This window comes from Paenibacillus sp. MCAF9, assembly GCF_052114265.1.
GTDB lineage: Bacteria > Bacillota > Bacilli > Paenibacillales > Paenibacillaceae > Pristimantibacillus.
Genome location: NZ_JBFREL010000016.1, coordinates 55834 through 71938, shown reverse-complemented (window position 1 = coordinate 71938; position 16105 = coordinate 55834). Strand labels below are relative to the sequence as shown.

General features: G+C 45.5%; 16 protein-coding genes. 8 read left to right on the top strand and 8 right to left on the bottom strand.

The features are described from left to right. Window positions 1-28 precede the first annotated feature (28 nt). From AB4Z45_RS21640 to AB4Z45_RS21615, 6 genes are all read right to left on the bottom strand, one after another. The gene (locus AB4Z45_RS21640) at window positions 29-457 is read right to left on the bottom strand and encodes a MarR family winged helix-turn-helix transcriptional regulator (RefSeq protein ID WP_076267273.1); all 429 of its coding nucleotides are present in this window, start codon (window positions 455-457) and stop codon (window positions 29-31) included. 165 nt (window positions 458-622) lie between these two features. After that, window positions 623-1768, bottom strand: coding sequence for a hypothetical protein (locus tag AB4Z45_RS21635; protein ID WP_441911459.1), 1146 nt, complete (start codon window positions 1766-1768; stop codon window positions 623-625). Window positions 1769-1780: 12 nt separating this feature from the next. Then, complete coding sequence (locus AB4Z45_RS21630) at window positions 1781-3070, bottom strand: hypothetical protein (RefSeq protein WP_441911457.1); 1290 nt, start codon at window positions 3068-3070, stop codon at window positions 1781-1783. Next, window positions 3067-3948 (bottom strand): ABC transporter ATP-binding protein, encoded by an 882-nt coding sequence (locus AB4Z45_RS21625; RefSeq protein ID WP_076267270.1) that lies wholly within the window; start codon window positions 3946-3948, stop codon window positions 3067-3069. The genes AB4Z45_RS21630 and AB4Z45_RS21625 overlap by 4 nt, the downstream gene beginning before the upstream one ends. A 1-nt stretch (window position 3949) precedes the next feature. After that, the gene (locus tag AB4Z45_RS21620) at window positions 3950-4714 is read right to left on the bottom strand and encodes a hypothetical protein (RefSeq protein WP_441911455.1); all 765 of its coding nucleotides are present in this window, start codon (window positions 4712-4714) and stop codon (window positions 3950-3952) included. After that, window positions 4707-5279: an RNA polymerase sigma factor gene (locus tag AB4Z45_RS21615; protein ID WP_441911453.1), complete on the bottom strand. Its 573-nt coding sequence runs from the start codon at window positions 5277-5279 to the stop codon at window positions 4707-4709. The genes AB4Z45_RS21620 and AB4Z45_RS21615 overlap by 8 nt, the downstream gene beginning before the upstream one ends. Window positions 5280-5604: 325 nt before the next feature. Between AB4Z45_RS21615 and AB4Z45_RS21610 the strand changes: the two genes are divergently transcribed. The 3 genes from AB4Z45_RS21610 (at window position 5605) to AB4Z45_RS21600 (ending at window position 7673) form a co-directional block, all read left to right on the top strand. Then, entirely contained in the window at window positions 5605-6198 is a 594-nt protein-coding gene (locus AB4Z45_RS21610; RefSeq protein WP_441911452.1) for a GNAT family N-acetyltransferase, read from the top strand. Between the two features lie 136 nt (window positions 6199-6334). After that, the gene (locus tag AB4Z45_RS21605; protein ID WP_441911450.1) at window positions 6335-7267 is read left to right on the top strand and encodes a manganese-dependent inorganic pyrophosphatase; all 933 of its coding nucleotides are present in this window, start codon (window positions 6335-6337) and stop codon (window positions 7265-7267) included. Window positions 7268-7376: 109 nt separating this feature from the next. After that, window positions 7377-7673: a DUF6509 family protein gene (locus AB4Z45_RS21600; RefSeq protein WP_076267265.1), complete on the top strand. Its 297-nt coding sequence runs from the start codon at window positions 7377-7379 to the stop codon at window positions 7671-7673. Between the two features lie 79 nt (window positions 7674-7752). Here the strand turns inward: AB4Z45_RS21600 and AB4Z45_RS21595 are convergent, their stop codons facing one another. Next, a complete protein-coding gene (locus AB4Z45_RS21595; protein ID WP_441911448.1) occupies window positions 7753-8064 on the bottom strand; it encodes a hypothetical protein in 312 nt (103 codons plus the stop codon). Window positions 8065-8233: 169 nt separating this feature from the next. Here AB4Z45_RS21595 and AB4Z45_RS21590 point away from each other — a divergent pair, with 169 nt between their 5' ends. From AB4Z45_RS21590 to pruA, 3 genes are read left to right on the top strand one after another with little or no spacing between them, the layout of a single operon-like run. Then, entirely contained in the window at window positions 8234-9445 is a 1212-nt protein-coding gene (locus tag AB4Z45_RS21590; protein ID WP_441911446.1) for an ornithine--oxo-acid transaminase, read from the top strand. A gap of 5 nt (window positions 9446-9450) precedes the next feature. After that, window positions 9451-10353 carry an arginase gene (rocF, locus tag AB4Z45_RS21585; RefSeq protein ID WP_441911445.1) on the top strand — a complete coding sequence of 301 codons (903 nt, stop codon included), beginning with the start codon at window positions 9451-9453 and terminating at the stop codon, window positions 10351-10353. Window positions 10354-10413: 60 nt separating this feature from the next. Further along, window positions 10414-11961, top strand: a complete 1548-nt coding sequence (gene pruA / locus AB4Z45_RS21580) for an L-glutamate gamma-semialdehyde dehydrogenase (RefSeq protein WP_441911443.1) — start codon at window positions 10414-10416, stop codon at window positions 11959-11961. 3 nt (window positions 11962-11964) lie between these two features. Here pruA and AB4Z45_RS21575 read toward each other — a convergent pair whose 3' ends face one another. Continuing rightward, window positions 11965-13317, bottom strand: coding sequence for an aminotransferase-like domain-containing protein (locus AB4Z45_RS21575; RefSeq protein WP_441911441.1), 1353 nt, complete (start codon window positions 13315-13317; stop codon window positions 11965-11967). Between the two features lie 138 nt (window positions 13318-13455). On the opposite strand from AB4Z45_RS21575, the gene AB4Z45_RS21570 reads away from it, so the two are divergent. Next, window positions 13456-14403, top strand: a complete 948-nt coding sequence (locus AB4Z45_RS21570; RefSeq protein ID WP_441911528.1) for a DMT family transporter — start codon at window positions 13456-13458, stop codon at window positions 14401-14403. A gap of 189 nt (window positions 14404-14592) precedes the next feature. Beyond that, the gene (locus tag AB4Z45_RS21565) at window positions 14593-16029 is read left to right on the top strand and encodes an amidase family protein (RefSeq protein WP_441911527.1); all 1437 of its coding nucleotides are present in this window, start codon (window positions 14593-14595) and stop codon (window positions 16027-16029) included. Window positions 16030-16105 lie beyond the last annotated feature (76 nt).

Sequence of the window (16105 nt, the reverse complement as noted above, 5' to 3'; positions counted from 1 at the left end):
AATATTTTCTTAAATAAAGAAGATGTTGTCATTCTTTATTTTCTAGTTGATCACTCACCGCACATAGTTGAAAGGACAGCTCTTCGCTTTCTTTTTCCCCGAGCAATAAGGCGTAACGTTTACGCAAATTCATCCAGCACTCATTAATCGTGTCATTTAATGCTTTGCCTTTCTCGGTGGCGGAAATAAGTGATAAACGCCCATCTACTCGGCTGGTGAGCAGCCCTTTAATAACAAGCTTCTCAATCAGACGGGTCACTGTGGAGGGCTGGAGATGGAGAATCTCGCCTAACTCCTTCTGTGAGATGCCATCCTTCTCATACACAGCCATTAATAAAAAAGCAGCCGTGGGTGACATGCCGCTAACGGCAAATTCATCTTCTGCCATCTTCGTAATAATTCTGCCCAATCGATTTGCAGTGAAGTACAGGCATTCCTTTAAATACGTATCCAGCATCGTTATTACCTCATTTTCACATAAAAGTTGTTTGTGCATACAAATATAATATATTTCCATTTAGTTGTAAAGCCTAATTTTTTTATGTCTGAGGCAGCCTAAGTATTACTGTTCAATTCTAGGCTGCCTCAGCATCTTAACTAACAGTTAGATCAATCATGCTTGCTACACGAGCAAATCTGCTCGTCGCTCACTCCGCCAGCGAAGAACAAATATTAGAACTGCGCCTGCGGCAAGAAGTAAATAAGTTAGCGGCTGCACATGCTGCGCGTAATAAATATCGGCAAGTCTACCGATTAGTAATTTTTCCATCCATCCAAACATCAGAAAAGCATAAGGGATTTGGAGTCCGATGATAACCATGTAATTAGGAGCTATGCTCGAGATCCATGCTGCAAACACCGCGGTGATTAGACTGAGCGCATATATAGCTGCTACAGTCAGACCGATGTATTGTCCGAATGTGAGATCATACCAAAAGTAACCTATATTAAATATCGAATTGATGCCCGAGTCCAGAAATAATCCTGTTCCCAGCCTGCTATACATGAGGAAGAAGACGCCAAGCTGTACGGTTACGATAAGAAGTGTGGAAATCATTGCAGCAGTAAGCTTTCGCAAGAAAAGCCTTCGTCCGATTCGCGCAGTATATTGCAAATGAATAAGCTTGCTTCGTTTATCGTGAAGAAAAATAGGTGAAACCATAAAGAGGATGCTTAAACCGATAAGAACGGTCATGTAGATGATTAAACTCATATAATTACTGAAAACAACATCGGTAAATATCGAGTCACCCTCATCGGAAGCAACATGCTTCTCCATTCTATTCTGCTGCTTCGCATCAACCTCGCCATATGCGTTGTAAGGATATTTTTCACTATTTTCATAGCGTTCGATCATGTACCTGCGTGCTTGCAGCTCCCAGAACAGTTCGGTATCCGACTCGAATACAGCATAATTATGGAGCTTGTTCAGTTGCTCATTGTTATAATCACTGTTGTAAAATTGCTCATAGGTAGTGATCCCAGCATCCATGAATTGCTGATCGGTCTTCATGAATTGTTCTGCTTTTTCGATTGTTTCATCGTATTTCTGTCTAAACAGCTCATACTCAGCATTATCCATATGCGTGCCATAATCCTTTTTCATCTCAATGCTGGCTTTATGAATTTCAGTATCGGGATTTCCGTTAGGAAAATGTTGAAAATAAAACTGTATGAATAAGAAATAAAATACAACATTGATCGCTAGAAGCATAATGACCATCCTCAGGCCAAAAACCTTCTTTATTTCATGCAGCACGATTGTCATAGGAGCTCCTATCTAGTTAATATTTTGTCGTTTAAATTGATGCAAGCAGAGGATGCAGCAAAGTGCTAACAGCGCCAGCCAAATGCCAGCTGTAATCCATTCGTTATTTGGAAGGCTCATGAAGGCGCCGCTTGCTGTAAACCACGCTTTCGAATTCAATACAAGATGAAAAGGGGTAAACCCTGTAAATAAAATAAGCTTTAAATCTCTTGGTACGAGGTTGGTGATTAGGAGAAAAGAGCCGAAAAGTATGGCAAATGCTCCAAATACCAAATAGCTGTTGCGAATAATTGCGGTTAACACAAAGGTGATGGCGGTAAAGATAAGCAGGAGCACAAAGATGAGCGCGATAGCACAGCCTAAATAGGCAATATAAGACATCGTGTGCCAAGTTAAATAAGGATAAGGCATACCGAATTCCCAATTGAAAAAGCTGCTGACCGGCACCTTCCAAAGCCCCTTGTAGCTGAAGGTCAGGAAGTAGGCGGACAACGAAAATCCGGTTAGAGCGGTCGTCACGATTATGCTGGCTGCAAAGGAGGAAAGCAGCTTATCCGTTTGCAGCTTTCTGCCTCGTTTGGTGGAGTAGTGCAGCAGATGTGTACCTTGCTCAAATTCGTAATTTCCTATATACCCGGTCATTAATACAACTAAAATCATCAGCTGCAGCAAAATAGATCCAATGAGCGTTTTGAACAGCATGGCATGTGATTGATAGATTTGACCAATGAAGAATAGATTCTTGTGCTCGCCACTTGCGATAAGCTGATGTAGTCTCTCAGCAATGTAGTCATACCGCTGTCTCACCAAATCAGCCGCCGAGCCGCTGAATCCATATTTCTTTATCTCGCCCTCGGCGATCTGCTTCATATCGAACCCAGCATAGGTATCATCGATGTCTTGCATCAAGAAATAATAATTTTGAATAACTCGCAGCTCATTAAACAAATCTAGCTCGTCACTGCTGTAAAGATTCGGTTGATCGGTCACGTAACGCTTATAATTTTCATATTCAAAAAAATCGCTGGGCATTTCATACGTTTGAGATGTCCGTTTATTCGTCAGCTTGTTCATTTCGTCCAGTCGCGACAAATAGTAAGACTTGTAATCCTCCTGCATCGGCTTAGTAATCTCGGAACCGAACTGTGCAACAAGCTCGTTCAATATGCTCATTTCATCCTTTTTATAAGCCTCTTGAGCAATGAGGAATAGATTATAAGCGGTAAACACCAGCAGCAGCGCGATAATGACGGGTGAGAGAAGCGCTTTTCTCAGCTCGTAAACTCGAATTTTCCAGCTCATACCGGTTGTTCCGCAGCGGATTCATCCTGATAAATGTAGATGAATACATCCTCAAGGCTTGGCGCTGAAGGGTGCCAATCGGGCTTAGGATGCCCTGTGCCTATAAACCTAAATTTCATCCGACCTGATTCCTGCTTCTCAGAAAGCGACAGATACGAATGTCGAAATGCATCTGCAGCATCAAAATCAACCGTAGTTTCATACACCATACCGTCGATGAGGCTGCAAATATTCGCAATGGAATCCTTATGCAGCACGCGTTTGTCCTTGATCAAAATAATTTCATTCGCAATCGATTCCACATCCGACACGATATGTGTAGACAATATAACGATTCGATTACGCGCTAGGCTGGTCAACATATTGCGAAACCGTGCTCGTTCCTTCGGGTCCAAACCCGCTGTAGGCTCGTCCAGAATAAGAATTCGCGGATCATTCAGCAGCGCTTGTGCAATGCCGACACGCTGGATCATGCCTCCGGAAAACTTTTTCATTTTTTTATCGATCACATCTTCAAGCGCAACGAGCTTCAGCAGCTCCACGATTTTGGACTTCGCGGCAGCGGTCTCGATGCCCTTTAAAGCCGCAATATAGAGAAGATATTTCCTCGGACTATAATTTTTGTAATAGCCGAAATGCTGGGGAAGATAGCCGAGCTGCTCGCGATAGCGTTCATCCAGCCTTATAATATTTTCGCCGTTGTACAATATTTCACCCTCACTGGGGTACAGCAGTGTGACTAGCATTTTAATCAACGTCGTTTTCCCTGCTCCGTTCGGAGCGAGCAGTCCGTAAACGCCGTTGTTGAATTCAAGATTAATGTGCTCCAGCGCGCTGAAGTTGCCGAAGCGTTTGGACACATTTTGTACGGTTAGCATGTCAGAGAGCTCCTTCCGAGCTTTGGAATGTCGTTAGCTTCTTAAGATTTTTTAAGGATATGGCGCATCCAAAGATGGCGACTGCAATATAAATAGAAATTGGAATGGCGGAAATGAAATGAAGATAAAACTCTTTGTTTAGCTGCAGGAGAGTCAGATTCAAAATAAACCAGCCTGCAATGAGCACATATTTCATCATGTCCGAATGCACGCTGACCATGATGTACAAGAAAGCAGCAGAGAAAAGAAATAGTGAGGCGGCTGACAGCGATATTGCGAATAAAACGTTTAGTTGGCTGTAAATGATGGCTGCCGCGACAATTAAAACCGCATTAACGACCATGCAGGCGAGGCTGAATACAAGCATCCTCAGCGAGGCAAGCTGGTACACATTATACTTGCAGGTCATTTCTGTCTCATACGTATCGCTGTACTTTCGGCGGAAAAAAAATAGGAGAGCGATGACGAGATACAAAACGGGAGATCCGATGAATATGGCTGAATATAGGTCTTCACTCAGTACTCTTGTACGTTCAAATGCGGTGAGTGCGAACCAGATGATAAGAGCGAACCCGGCAGTTAGCGCAAAGACGATTTCTGTCCAGTCATGGAACAGATGCCTGAAGCCGAGACGACGATACATCGTTCGTAAATAGTGATAGAACGTTTGCTTTGGTACAAGGCCAGCTGCAACAATGCTGCGGATATGCTGTTCCATCTCAAGTTCATCCGGCAGTTCGACTTGCTGAAATTTTTGCTCATTCATTGCTGTCGCCTCCAAGCTGTTTTTTTAGCCTTCTGATCATGGCGTAGTATTTGGTCTTCGCTGTTGATTCTGGAATATTGAGCAGCGGCGCAATGTCAGAGAACGTGTACTCAGCAAAAAACTTCAAGCGGAAAATATGCTGTGAGGCAGCATCCATTTGATTTACCTGGAGCATTATCGTTTCAATCTGCTCTCTTTTTTCTATTTCCAATGTAAAATCGCCGTTATCTGGCATTTCCTCCTCTATCGGAGCGGTATGACGGGTATAGCTGTAATATTTGGAGCGATAGTAGTCGACGATTCGGTTTGTGGCAAGCTTGTACAGCCAAGTACGGAAGGAACCGCGGGCTCCGTCAAATTTTCCAATCGACTGCAGCATATGAATGAAAATGTCCTGTGTAAGATCCATGGACAGCTGTTTGTTCGTTGTTTGCCTGTACGCGTAGCTGTACATTTCCTTGTAGTACCGGGAAACGAGTGCATTCGCTGCCGTTTCACTGGATTGTCGTTGAACTTGCTTGATCCATGCTGCTTCTGTGTCCATATCGCTCTCTCTTTCCCGCATAATAAATTGCCGCTTGCTTGTATATTCGAAGTCCGGTCAGAAATAGTTTGCATGCACAGAAAGATTATGTGTATTTTATTGTCTTTGAGCTTGAATTTTGCTACAATTTTTATCAGGTTATATTTGGAAGGGGAATCAACACTATGCCAGTTACTTTGTAATAGTTTAATCTACAATTCTATTTTTACTATTACAAGGAAACAAAGCAAAGTGTGTTATACATCACATCATGCGGCGAATCCTTGTGATTTGCTGCTTTTTTTGTGATTTATGATGCTTCTCAATATTCTGCTTTGTATTCCTTCTATACATTAGGAGGATATCGATGAGTCATTCACAAAATACAGGCAATAGCATTTTAACTATAGCGTGCAAAGATATTATTTTGAGAGAGTATCAGGTCGAGGATTTAGATGCTCTGCATAATCTCACTTGGCAGCCTCATTTTCATGAATTTTTGCTGGATTGGAATGTTTCTAAGGAACAAAGGACAGACTGGTTCAACCATTATGAAATACCAGAAAATCTACGTTTTTTAGAAGCGGTATCCAAAGATGGCGATATAGGAGAGCTGCGGCTGCGACTGAGTATAATCTCCAGAGATACTGGCGAATTTATCGGTATTTGCGGGACAGGAATATTGGATAAAATATCGCCGCCCAACAGAGAGATTTTTTATGGGATTTCAAATGATCATAGAAATAAGGGTTACACGACTCAAGCTGCAAACGGATTGATTCAGTATTTGTTCGAAAATACGAATGTCGAGGAGCTCGTGGCTATTGCTCAGATACGCAACGTACCATCGAATAAAGTGATCCAAAAATGCGGTTTTGAATTTCAAAACAATATCGTTATTGAAAATAGGGAATACAGTTATTACAAGCTTAAGCACATACATCATTCACAAATTTTATAATTTAATTCAGTGTAAAGGTATAGGAATAAAGAGCACTTAAAGCTATAATGGTTTTTAGTATATCATTTACAAAAGGACATGGGCCGTTAATGACTGTTTGGTCCAGCCGAAAAATAACTTTTAAGGAGTACTCGAAATGACTAAAACGCTTATTTTCGGGCACAAAAACCCGGATACCGACACGATTACATCAGCGATCGCATACGCTGAGCTAAAAACAAAGCTAGGTGCTGACGTTGAGGCGATTCGCCTTGGGGACGTTAATGGCGAAACACAATACGCTCTTGATTATTTCGGCATCCCAGCTCCTCGTTTGATCGAGAATGTTGCTGACGAGACTGACACGGTTATTTTGGTCGATCATAACGAGCGTCAACAATCCGCAAACGATATCGACAACGTACGTGTACTTGAAGTCATCGATCACCACCGTATTGCTAATTTCGAGACAAGCCACCCTGTATATTTCCGCGCTGAGCCTGTAGGCTGCACAGCGACAATTTTGAATAAATTGTACAAAGAGAACGGCGTTGAAATCCGCAAAGAAATTGCTGGCCTTATGCTGTCTGCTATCATTTCTGATTCCTTGCTGTTCAAATCGCCAACTTGCACGGAGCAAGATGTAGCAGCCGCTCGCGAGCTTGCTGAAATCGCTGGCGTTAATGCAGAAAGCTATGGTCTGGACATGCTTAAAGCAGGCGCGGATCTTAGCGACAAAACGATTGCACAGCTGATTTCCCTAGATGCGAAAGAATTCGCAATGGGCAGCTACAAAGTAGAAATCGCGCAAGTAAACGCGGTGGATACAAACGATGTTATTTCTCGCCAAGCTGAGCTGGAAGCAGCTCTTAACGATATTATTGCGACAAAAGGTCTGGATCTGTTTGTGCTTGTTGTAACGGACATTTTGAACAATGATTCCGTAGCGCTTGCACTTGGCGCTCAAGCTCACGCGGTTGAGAAAGCTTACAACGTAACGTTGGTAGACAATAAAGCGGTACTCAAAGGCGTTGTTTCCCGCAAATCGCAAATCGTACCTGTTCTTACAGAAACGCTAAGCAGCCTGTAAGAAACAGCGAGGCAGCAGCCGTTTGCCAAAAAAATAGCAGTCTGAAGCTTGGATTTCAAGTTTCAGGCTGCTTTTGTTTTGCTATACTAGAGAAGAAGGAGCGGATGACATGTTTACTGTAACAGAATATAGCGCTGAATTAATGAAGGACCCGTTTGGCATTTTATCAGGAAAGAGGTATGAGTTCATTCTTGATCTGGATGTAGCGGATGATGATGAGCTTTATCATGACGAGGGCGTGACGCTCCGTGTCATTTATGTGATCGAAGAGGATACAGCCCGCATCGCAAAGTATGAATTTCTAACCACTTCCTCCAATAAGTACATTGATTTTGAGCTGGAAGAGGATGAAGAGAAGATGGTACTGGCGTTTTGTCAGGAGCATTTTGACAAGCCGGAGGAATAAACAGCTTTTTAGCAGTTGAATTATAATACATAATTCAGTATGGAGCAGGGCTGGCAGCGTTTTTTAACGATGTCATCGATTAGCTGACATTGGCATAGATTAAAAAACCGAGAAGAGGCAGCACCCAAATGAGCGGTACCATTGCGATGGTAACCGCTATTTTCATTTTGTTGAACCGATAAAGCACCCAGCTTGCAATAATGGACAAAATAAGAGCTACCGGATAAAGCCAAATCACAATAAATAAAAGCACAGGCCAGAATAGATTTTCCGAGCCTGGCGAGTCGAACATCATAACAGACATTAACGCGACAAAAAGCCAAACAATCGTAAACAATCCGAACAAGATTTGGCTAATTAGCATTGTAAGAAAAACCTTTTTGTTTTTCATCACTCAACCCCCTTTCCTCCAAATATTATTAAAGCAAGCCTCGCGGATTTGTACAAGTGAAATTGTTACTTTCTGCCTATCCTCGGTTCCCTTTGTTATTTGTCACCCCTTAACCGCATAAAATTCAAAAACAGCTATTTTTTGCGGTGCATGCAGAGAGGAGCAGGTGATGAACAGGGCAAATAAGGATATTGAGCTGGCAGAGCGATTTGGCGCCCATAATTATCATCCCCTGCCGATTGTGATTAGCAGCGCAGAGGGCGTATGGGTGCAGGATTCAGAAGGTGCGCGCTACATGGATATGTTGAGCGCTTATTCGGCATTGAATCAAGGGCATCGACATCCTCGGATCATTAGAGCGTTAAAGGAGCAGGCGGATAAGGTCACGATTACATCACGAGCTTTTCATAATGAGGCACTTGGTGCGTTTTGCGAGAAGCTGGCGGCCTATACAGGCAAGGAACGAATTCTTCCTATGAATACAGGGGCAGAGGCAGTTGAGACGGCGATCAAAGCTGTACGTCGCTGGGCTTACAACGTCAAGAAAATACCGAATGATCAAGCTGAAATCATCGCTTTTGAGGGCAATTTCCATGGCAGAACGCTGACACTGACGTCTTTCTCCTCAAAGGAGGAATATAAGCAAGGTTATGGCCCCTTTACACCTGGATTTCGTGTTGTTCCATATGGCGACCTAGAGGCAGTGAAGGCGGCGATGCAGCCGAATACCGCTGCAATATTGATTGAGCCGATTCAAGGCGAGGCGGGCATTCGGGTTCCTCCAGATGGATTTCTTGCTGCTGTTGCTCAGCTATGTGCAGAACAGCAGGTGCTGCTTGTGGCAGATGAGATTCAAACCGGCTTCGGGCGTACAGGACGAAAATTCGCATGCGATTGGGAAAATGTCATTCCTGATATTTATATTATGGGGAAAGCGCTGGGTGGAGGGGTCATGCCTGTATCGGCTATCGCCGCGAACGGGAGCATTATGGAAGTATTCGAGCCCGGCTCTCACGGTTCAACCTTTGGAGGAAATCCGCTTAGCTGCGCTGTTGCGATTGCAGCGCTTGAAGTAACCGAAGAGGAAGGGCTGGCGGAACGCTCACAGCTGTTGGGGCAGTATTTGATGAGCAAGCTTGCTACATTGCGCCATCCGGAAATTGCTGAAATTAGAGGACGCGGATTGTTCATCGCCATTGTGCTTTCGACGCCTGCAAGGCCTTATTGCGAGAAGTTGATGGAATTGGGGCTGCTTTGCAAGGAAACGCATGAGCATGTCATTCGGTTGGCACCGCCGCTCATCATCACGGAAGAGGAGCTCGACTTTGCCTTCGAACAAATTCAAACGGTCTTCGCGAATAGCATAAAGGCAGGAGCGTGACGGCGATGAGCATTCAACAGGTGGCAATCGTTGCTGTTCCTTTTGGGAAAGGGGCAGGGAATCCCGGTGCGGAGCTTGGTCCAGCGCATATATTGCAGGCGGCAGAGCTTAGCCGCATGCTGGCGGAGCTTCACATCCCGCATCGGTTAGCGGGCGAGATTGGCGTAGTTACTCCAATACCGCCACTTCAATCCGTAAATGCCAAACATTTGTCTGAGGTGCACGAAGTGGCCAGCCGATTGTCTGAGCGCGTATCGGAGATCGTTGCGGCAAGGGAATTCCCGTTAGTGCTAGGCGGAGATCATAGCATTTCCATTGGGACGATTGCTGGCTTAGCCGAGCATTATAAAAATCTTGGAGTCATTTGGTTTGATGCGCATTCGGATTTGAATTCGGAGGACACAAGTCCCTCGGGCAATATACATGGAATGTCGCTGGGCATCAGCCTTGGCAGAGGCATCCCTCTGTTAACGAATTTAAGAGGATTTGCGCCCAAAATAAAGCCAGAGCATGTCGCAATTGTCGGAGCCAGATCGCTTGATTCCGGTGAGAAGGCCTATATCCGATCTTTAGGCATCGCTTGTTATACGATGCATGATATTGATCGCCTTGGTATCGCTCGCGTGATGGAGAAGGTGATACAGCAGCTTAAGCAAACGACCGATGGCGTCCACGTCAGCTTTGACATCGATAGCCTTGATCCGGTTGAGGCGCCAGGCACGGGCACGCCTGTCAGGGGCGGGCTCAGCTATCGTGAAGCGCATCTTGCACTTGAGCTTCTTTATCAATCGGATCTGGTCACATCAGCCGAAGTTGTGGAAGTCAACCCAAGCCTCGACCATAATGACCAGACGGCTAAGCTTGCGGTGGAGCTAATTGGCTCGCTGCTGGGCGAACAGATTTTGTAAAGCAAGGGAAAGCGCCTCAAGCAACTAGCAAAGATTCGAATGAGCAGGAGGAACTGAGCTATGCGAGAGCCATATCAGAACGAACCATTTACCGATTTTTCGGTAATCGACCATATTAATGATTTTCAGGAGGCGCTGCGCAAGGTTGAACTGGAGCTGGGCCAAGAGTATTTTCTAAGGATTGGTGCTGACCGCATCGAGACGATTCAAAAGCGAAAATCAATCAACCCCTCTGATGTTGGGCAGCTTGTAGGAATCGTCTCACAGGCAGATTCCGAGCTGGCGCATAAAGCCATACTTGCCGCCGCAGAGGCTTTCGAGCATTGGAAGAAAGTTGAGCCTTCTGCGAGGGCGAGAGTATTGTATAAAGCAGCGACGTTACTGCGAAGGCGTAAGCACGAGTTCTCTGCATGGCTCGTTTATGAAGCGGGCAAGAGCTGGGCGGAGGCCGACGGAGACACAGCCGAAGCCATCGATTTTTTGGAGTATTATGGGCGGGAGATGGAACGGCTTGCAGAGCGTCAGCCTATTGTTGCTGCAGCAGGCGAGGATAATGAGCTAGTCTATATCCCGCTTGGCGTTGGCGTTATTATTCCGCCATGGAATTTTCCGCTTGCGATTATGGCGGGCATGACCATGGCGGCGGTTGTTGCCGGCAATACGGTAGTATTAAAGCCGGCCAGCGCGACGGCAGTTATTGCGGCGAAATTTGTTGAGCTGCTGGAGGAGGCAGGGATGCCTGACGGTGTTGTGAATTTCTTGCCCGGCGCGGGAAATGAGGTGGGTGATTTTTTGGTGGAGCATCCATTAACCCGCTTTATATGCTTTACGGGGTCAAGGGAGGTAGGCCTGCGTATTAACGAGAAAGCCTCTATCGGCCAGCCGGATCAGAAGTGGTTGAAGCGCATCGTTGCAGAGATGGGCGGCAAGGATACAATTATTGTTGATGCGGAGGCGGATCTTGAGCTGGCGGCCGATGCGATTACAGCGTCCGCTTTCGGTTATGCTGGACAGAAATGCTCGGCCTGCTCGCGTGCTGTTGTGCATGAACTTGTCTATGACGAGGTTATTGATAAGGTAGTTGAACGAACAAAACGGCTAAAGCTTGGGAAAGCAAGCGAGCAGTCTACTTACGTTGGACCGGTCATTGACGAGCGAGCCTACATGAGTATTTTAAAATATATCGAGGTTGGACGCAGCGAAGGAATCATCGTGCATGGCGGCAAAATTGGAGATAGCAGCGGTTATTTCATTGAGCCTACAATTATTAAGGATGTCGCTCCGCTTGCCCGCATCGCGCAAGAGGAAATATTCGGGCCAGTACTCGCTTTTATTAAAGCGGGCAGCTTTGACGAAGCGCTTGCTATCGCGAACAACACCGATTATGGTCTGACGGGTGCCGTCATCTCGCGGAACCGCAGCAGATTGGAGCAGGCCCGCGAGCAGTTTCATGTCGGCAATCTTTATTTTAACCGCAAGTGTACGGGTGCCTTAGTTGGCGTCCATCCTTTTGGCGGATTTAATATGTCAGGTACGGATTCGAAGGCCGGCGGGCGTGATTATTTGCTGCTCTTCACGCAGGCAAAGGTTGTATCAGAAAAATTCTAATCGTTACAGGCGAGCGGATTGGGCTATTAGACTGCCGATCCGTTCAATGCCGCTCTCAATGTTCCCCTCAATTACATTGGTCACATTAAGCTTCAATAGATTTGCCCTCTCAAAAGTAGACAAGTAGTCGCGATCCATGGCATCAACCAGTATGTCCTCCTTGCGCAATTTGCTGATTAAGAGCGGGACAGAAATGGTTTCATGAAGCAAAATATGAGTATGAACGATCGGATATTTGGATCGCTCATAGGTGAAGGCACCTTTGCTGCGTGAAGCTTCCTTCGCAAGCGCCGTATCGAGAAGCTTCGCCCTTGCCGAGTATTTCCCGCGGATTTTGGCGCGATGACGCTCGAACATGCCGCTGCGCAAATAGATTTCAAGAGCGGCTTGCGACAGCATGGAGCTGTCGATGTCGTCTTGTTTCTTGTATAGGCGAAACGCTTGTGCAAGTAAATCAGGAATGACTGCAATACCGATCCGCAGGCCGGGAAATATAATTTTGGAATAGCTCTTTAAATAGATGACATGAGAGGAGTCGTCATAAGCATAGATCGGATCGGCTTTGCTGTTCTGCTCGAAATCAGCTAGAAAGTCGTCTTCAACGATATATACATCGTATTTGGCGGCCAGCTTAGCGAGCAGCTGCTTCTCTTTCTTCGAATAGGAGCAGCCAAGCGGGTTGTGAAACCGCGGCATCGTATAAAAAAACTTAATGTCCTCTGTGCGAAAGATCTCCTCCAGCCTGTTGAAATCAATGCCGGCGAAACGACGTTCGATGCCGATTACGGGTATATGCCGTGTTTGTAAATACTCTATAAACAGATGATAACCTGGCTGCTCAATCAGCACCTTCTGCTTGCCGCTCGGAAATGGCATAGATGCAAGCAGAGACAGCGCCTGTTGAACCCCGGAGACAACAAATATATTGCGCTCTGGCGCAAACACCTGATAGCTCATCAATTGCTTGCGAACGATATCAATCAAGGAATCCATTCCTTTGGCGGTGCCATAAACAAATAAGTCCTTCTGGTAAGTATCGATGGCTTTATTAATGCAATGCTGAAAATCCAAATAAGGAAACAATGCCGGATCGGGTGCCGATGCTGCAAAGTTGAGCAGGCGGGCTGCTTCATCTTGAGCGGAGTTCATCCCTTTTACAACAAAATAGCCGCTTCTTGGCATCGCATAAATGAGATGGCGTTTCTCCAGCTCATCCAAAGCTTTAATAATTGTGCTCTTGCTGCAATTGAACTGCTCTGCCAGCGCTCGAATGGAAGGGAGTTTCTGCCCATCCTTATAGGGCTGCTTTGCAATGAGCTCCTCCAGCTCATTCATGAGCTTTAAATAAAAGTACATTTTAACAGTGCCTCCTGCCATCTGTACCGATACAGATGGCTTTTTTGTATATTGTAGCATGTGCAGCTTTGGAGATACGATACCTATATAAAGCGAACAGTTACTAGGAGGTATACCATGATGACAACACACAATAATTTGAAGTCGAAACGGCTTGCGTATGCAGCGATTATTGTTTATTCCACTATTGTAGGGCTTTCTTTTCTTTTCGGAAAATTAGCCTTGACGGTTACAAGTCCGCTGGACAGTCTCGCCCACCGTTTCACCATATCTTTTATTGCGGCAACAATACCAGTCTTATTCGGTTGGATCAAGCTGCAGCTTAAAACACGTGATATGCTAAGCATTCTTCCGCTAGCTGTCTTTTATCCGTCGATGTTTTTTGCTTTCCAAGCCTATGGATTACAGTTTACATCCTCCGCAGAAGCAGGCATTATTCATGCCACAGTGCCTATCTTCACGATGATTGCTGCAGCGTATTTCTTGAAGGAGCGGACGACTAAGGTACAGAAGCTTTCGACCCTGCTCTCTGTTGCAGGGGTTATATTCATCTTTGTCATGAAGGGGACGTCAATCGATATTTCTAATGTTAAAGGCACCTTGCTCATACTTTTGTCAGCTCTTTCCTTGGCAGGCTACAGCGTACTGGCAAGGCGACTCTCTGGTCGCATGAAGGTAATGACGATGACGTATATGATGACGGCTATTGGCTTTCTTGTATTTAACTTTATCGCAATAAGTCAACATGTCGCCAAAGGAACGATTGCTCATTATTTTGAACCATTTGCCAGTCCAGTGTTCCTCCTATCGATATTATATTTGGGCGTACTCTCTTCGCTCGTATCCAGCTTGCTCAGCAATTACGCCTTATCCAAGCTTGAAGCGTCTAAAGTGAGCGTATTTAATCATCTGGCTACGTTGGTCTCTGTTATCGGTGGATTTGTGTTCCTCGGCGAGAAGCTCGCTTACTACCATTTCATTGGCGCAGCAGTTATCGTTGTTGGTGTGCTGGGCACGAACATGGGGGCATTCGGTAAAAGAAAGGAAACATCTCCGATAAGTGTTTCTCAAAAGGTGGAACAATAACAGAAGGCAGCGATTCCATCTGAGTCGTACAGCTGCTGCCGGAAAGCTTAGTTATACTCATTCTCTACGCTGACAGCTGCTCTAATAATGGATATGATTAGGTTTGTAGGTTATTAGAAGCGGCGTTAAGGGGATGATCAAGTGATCGAGAATAAGGATACGTGGATTGTGGAAGCGGATATTACAAGCATGCAATCAGCAATGGAAAAAGGATGGATAAGCTCAGAAGAGCTGGTCCAGTTATATATGGAGCGAATCAGCAAATATGATGGCGTTCTTCGATCTATTTTGGAAACGAACCCTGATGCCATTGAAATTGCCAAAGCGTTAGATAAAGAGCGACAAGAAAAAGGGAGTCGTGGCAGCCTGCACGGTATTCCGATTCTGCTCAAGGACAACATCGATACACACGACAATATGCACACAAGCGCGGGATCTGTAGCTTTAGCGAATTCATATGCTGGGGAAGATTCCTTTGTTGCTTCGCAATTACGTAAAGCAGGAGCGGTTCTGCTAGGCAAAGCGAACATGACAGAATGGGCTAATTTCATGTCAGGCACGATGTGGGCGGGATACAGCTCAAGAGGAGGCCTTGTGCTTAACCCATATGGTCCGGGAGAGCTGTTCATTGGAGGCTCAAGTTCGGGATCGGGCGCTGCGGTTGCCGCCAACTTGGCAGCTGCTGCAATTGGCACGGAAACTTCGGGATCCATAATTAGCCCTGCTAGCCAAACGAGCTTAGTAGGAATTAAACCAACGATTGGGTTAGTAAGCAGAACTGGCATTATACCGATTACAAATAGTCAGGATACGGCAGGTCCGATGACTAGAACGGTAACGGATGCGGCCATTCTTCTTGGGACTTTGGCAGGCGCTGATGAGCGAGATGCGGTTACGGTAAATGGGGCAAAGCAAGCTCATTCCGACTATACGCCATTTCTTAATGCTAGTTATTTAAAGCAAGCAAGGATCGGAATTCCGCGCTTTTATTATAAAGATTTGGACGAAGACAGGCTTGCGATCATGGAGTCGGCTATTGCGGTTTTGAAACAGGCTGGCGCGACGATTATCGATCCCGTTGAGCTGCCGTGTGAGAAGGTTGATTGGGATTGGCATGTGCTGCGATATGAATTCAAAAAGTATATCAATGACTACCTCGGAAAGCTGGATGAATCGGTTCCTGTTCATTCCTTGAAGGAGTTAATTGCTTATAACAAAGAGCACGCAGACATTGCTTTAAAATATGGGCAGGATACGCTGCTTTATGCGGAGGAAACGAGCGGAACGTTGACCGAACAGGAATATGTCGATAGTATTTTGAGAAATAAAGAACTGGCAGGCAAACATGGAATTGACTTCGCTTTACAGGGGCATCAACTGGATGCTTTGTTGTTTCTAGGCAATGATGATGGCGATGATCTTGCCGCAAGAGCGGGTTATCCAGTCATTACCGTGCCAGGCGGTTATGCGGAGAAGGGAATCATTGCCGAAGGCGGCTATACGACCAAGGGGCCGCAGGGGGTCACCTTTATCGGTACAGCCTTCAGCGAGCCTACCTTAATTAAACTAGCCTATGGCTTTGAGCAGGCGACCAAGTATCGTGTAACTCCGTCAGCTTTTAATTGAATAGCTTGAAATAAGCAGGCGTAAACAACGGGGATAATCCGCTAGTTAACGTCTGTTTTTTTGGGAAAAATAAGGA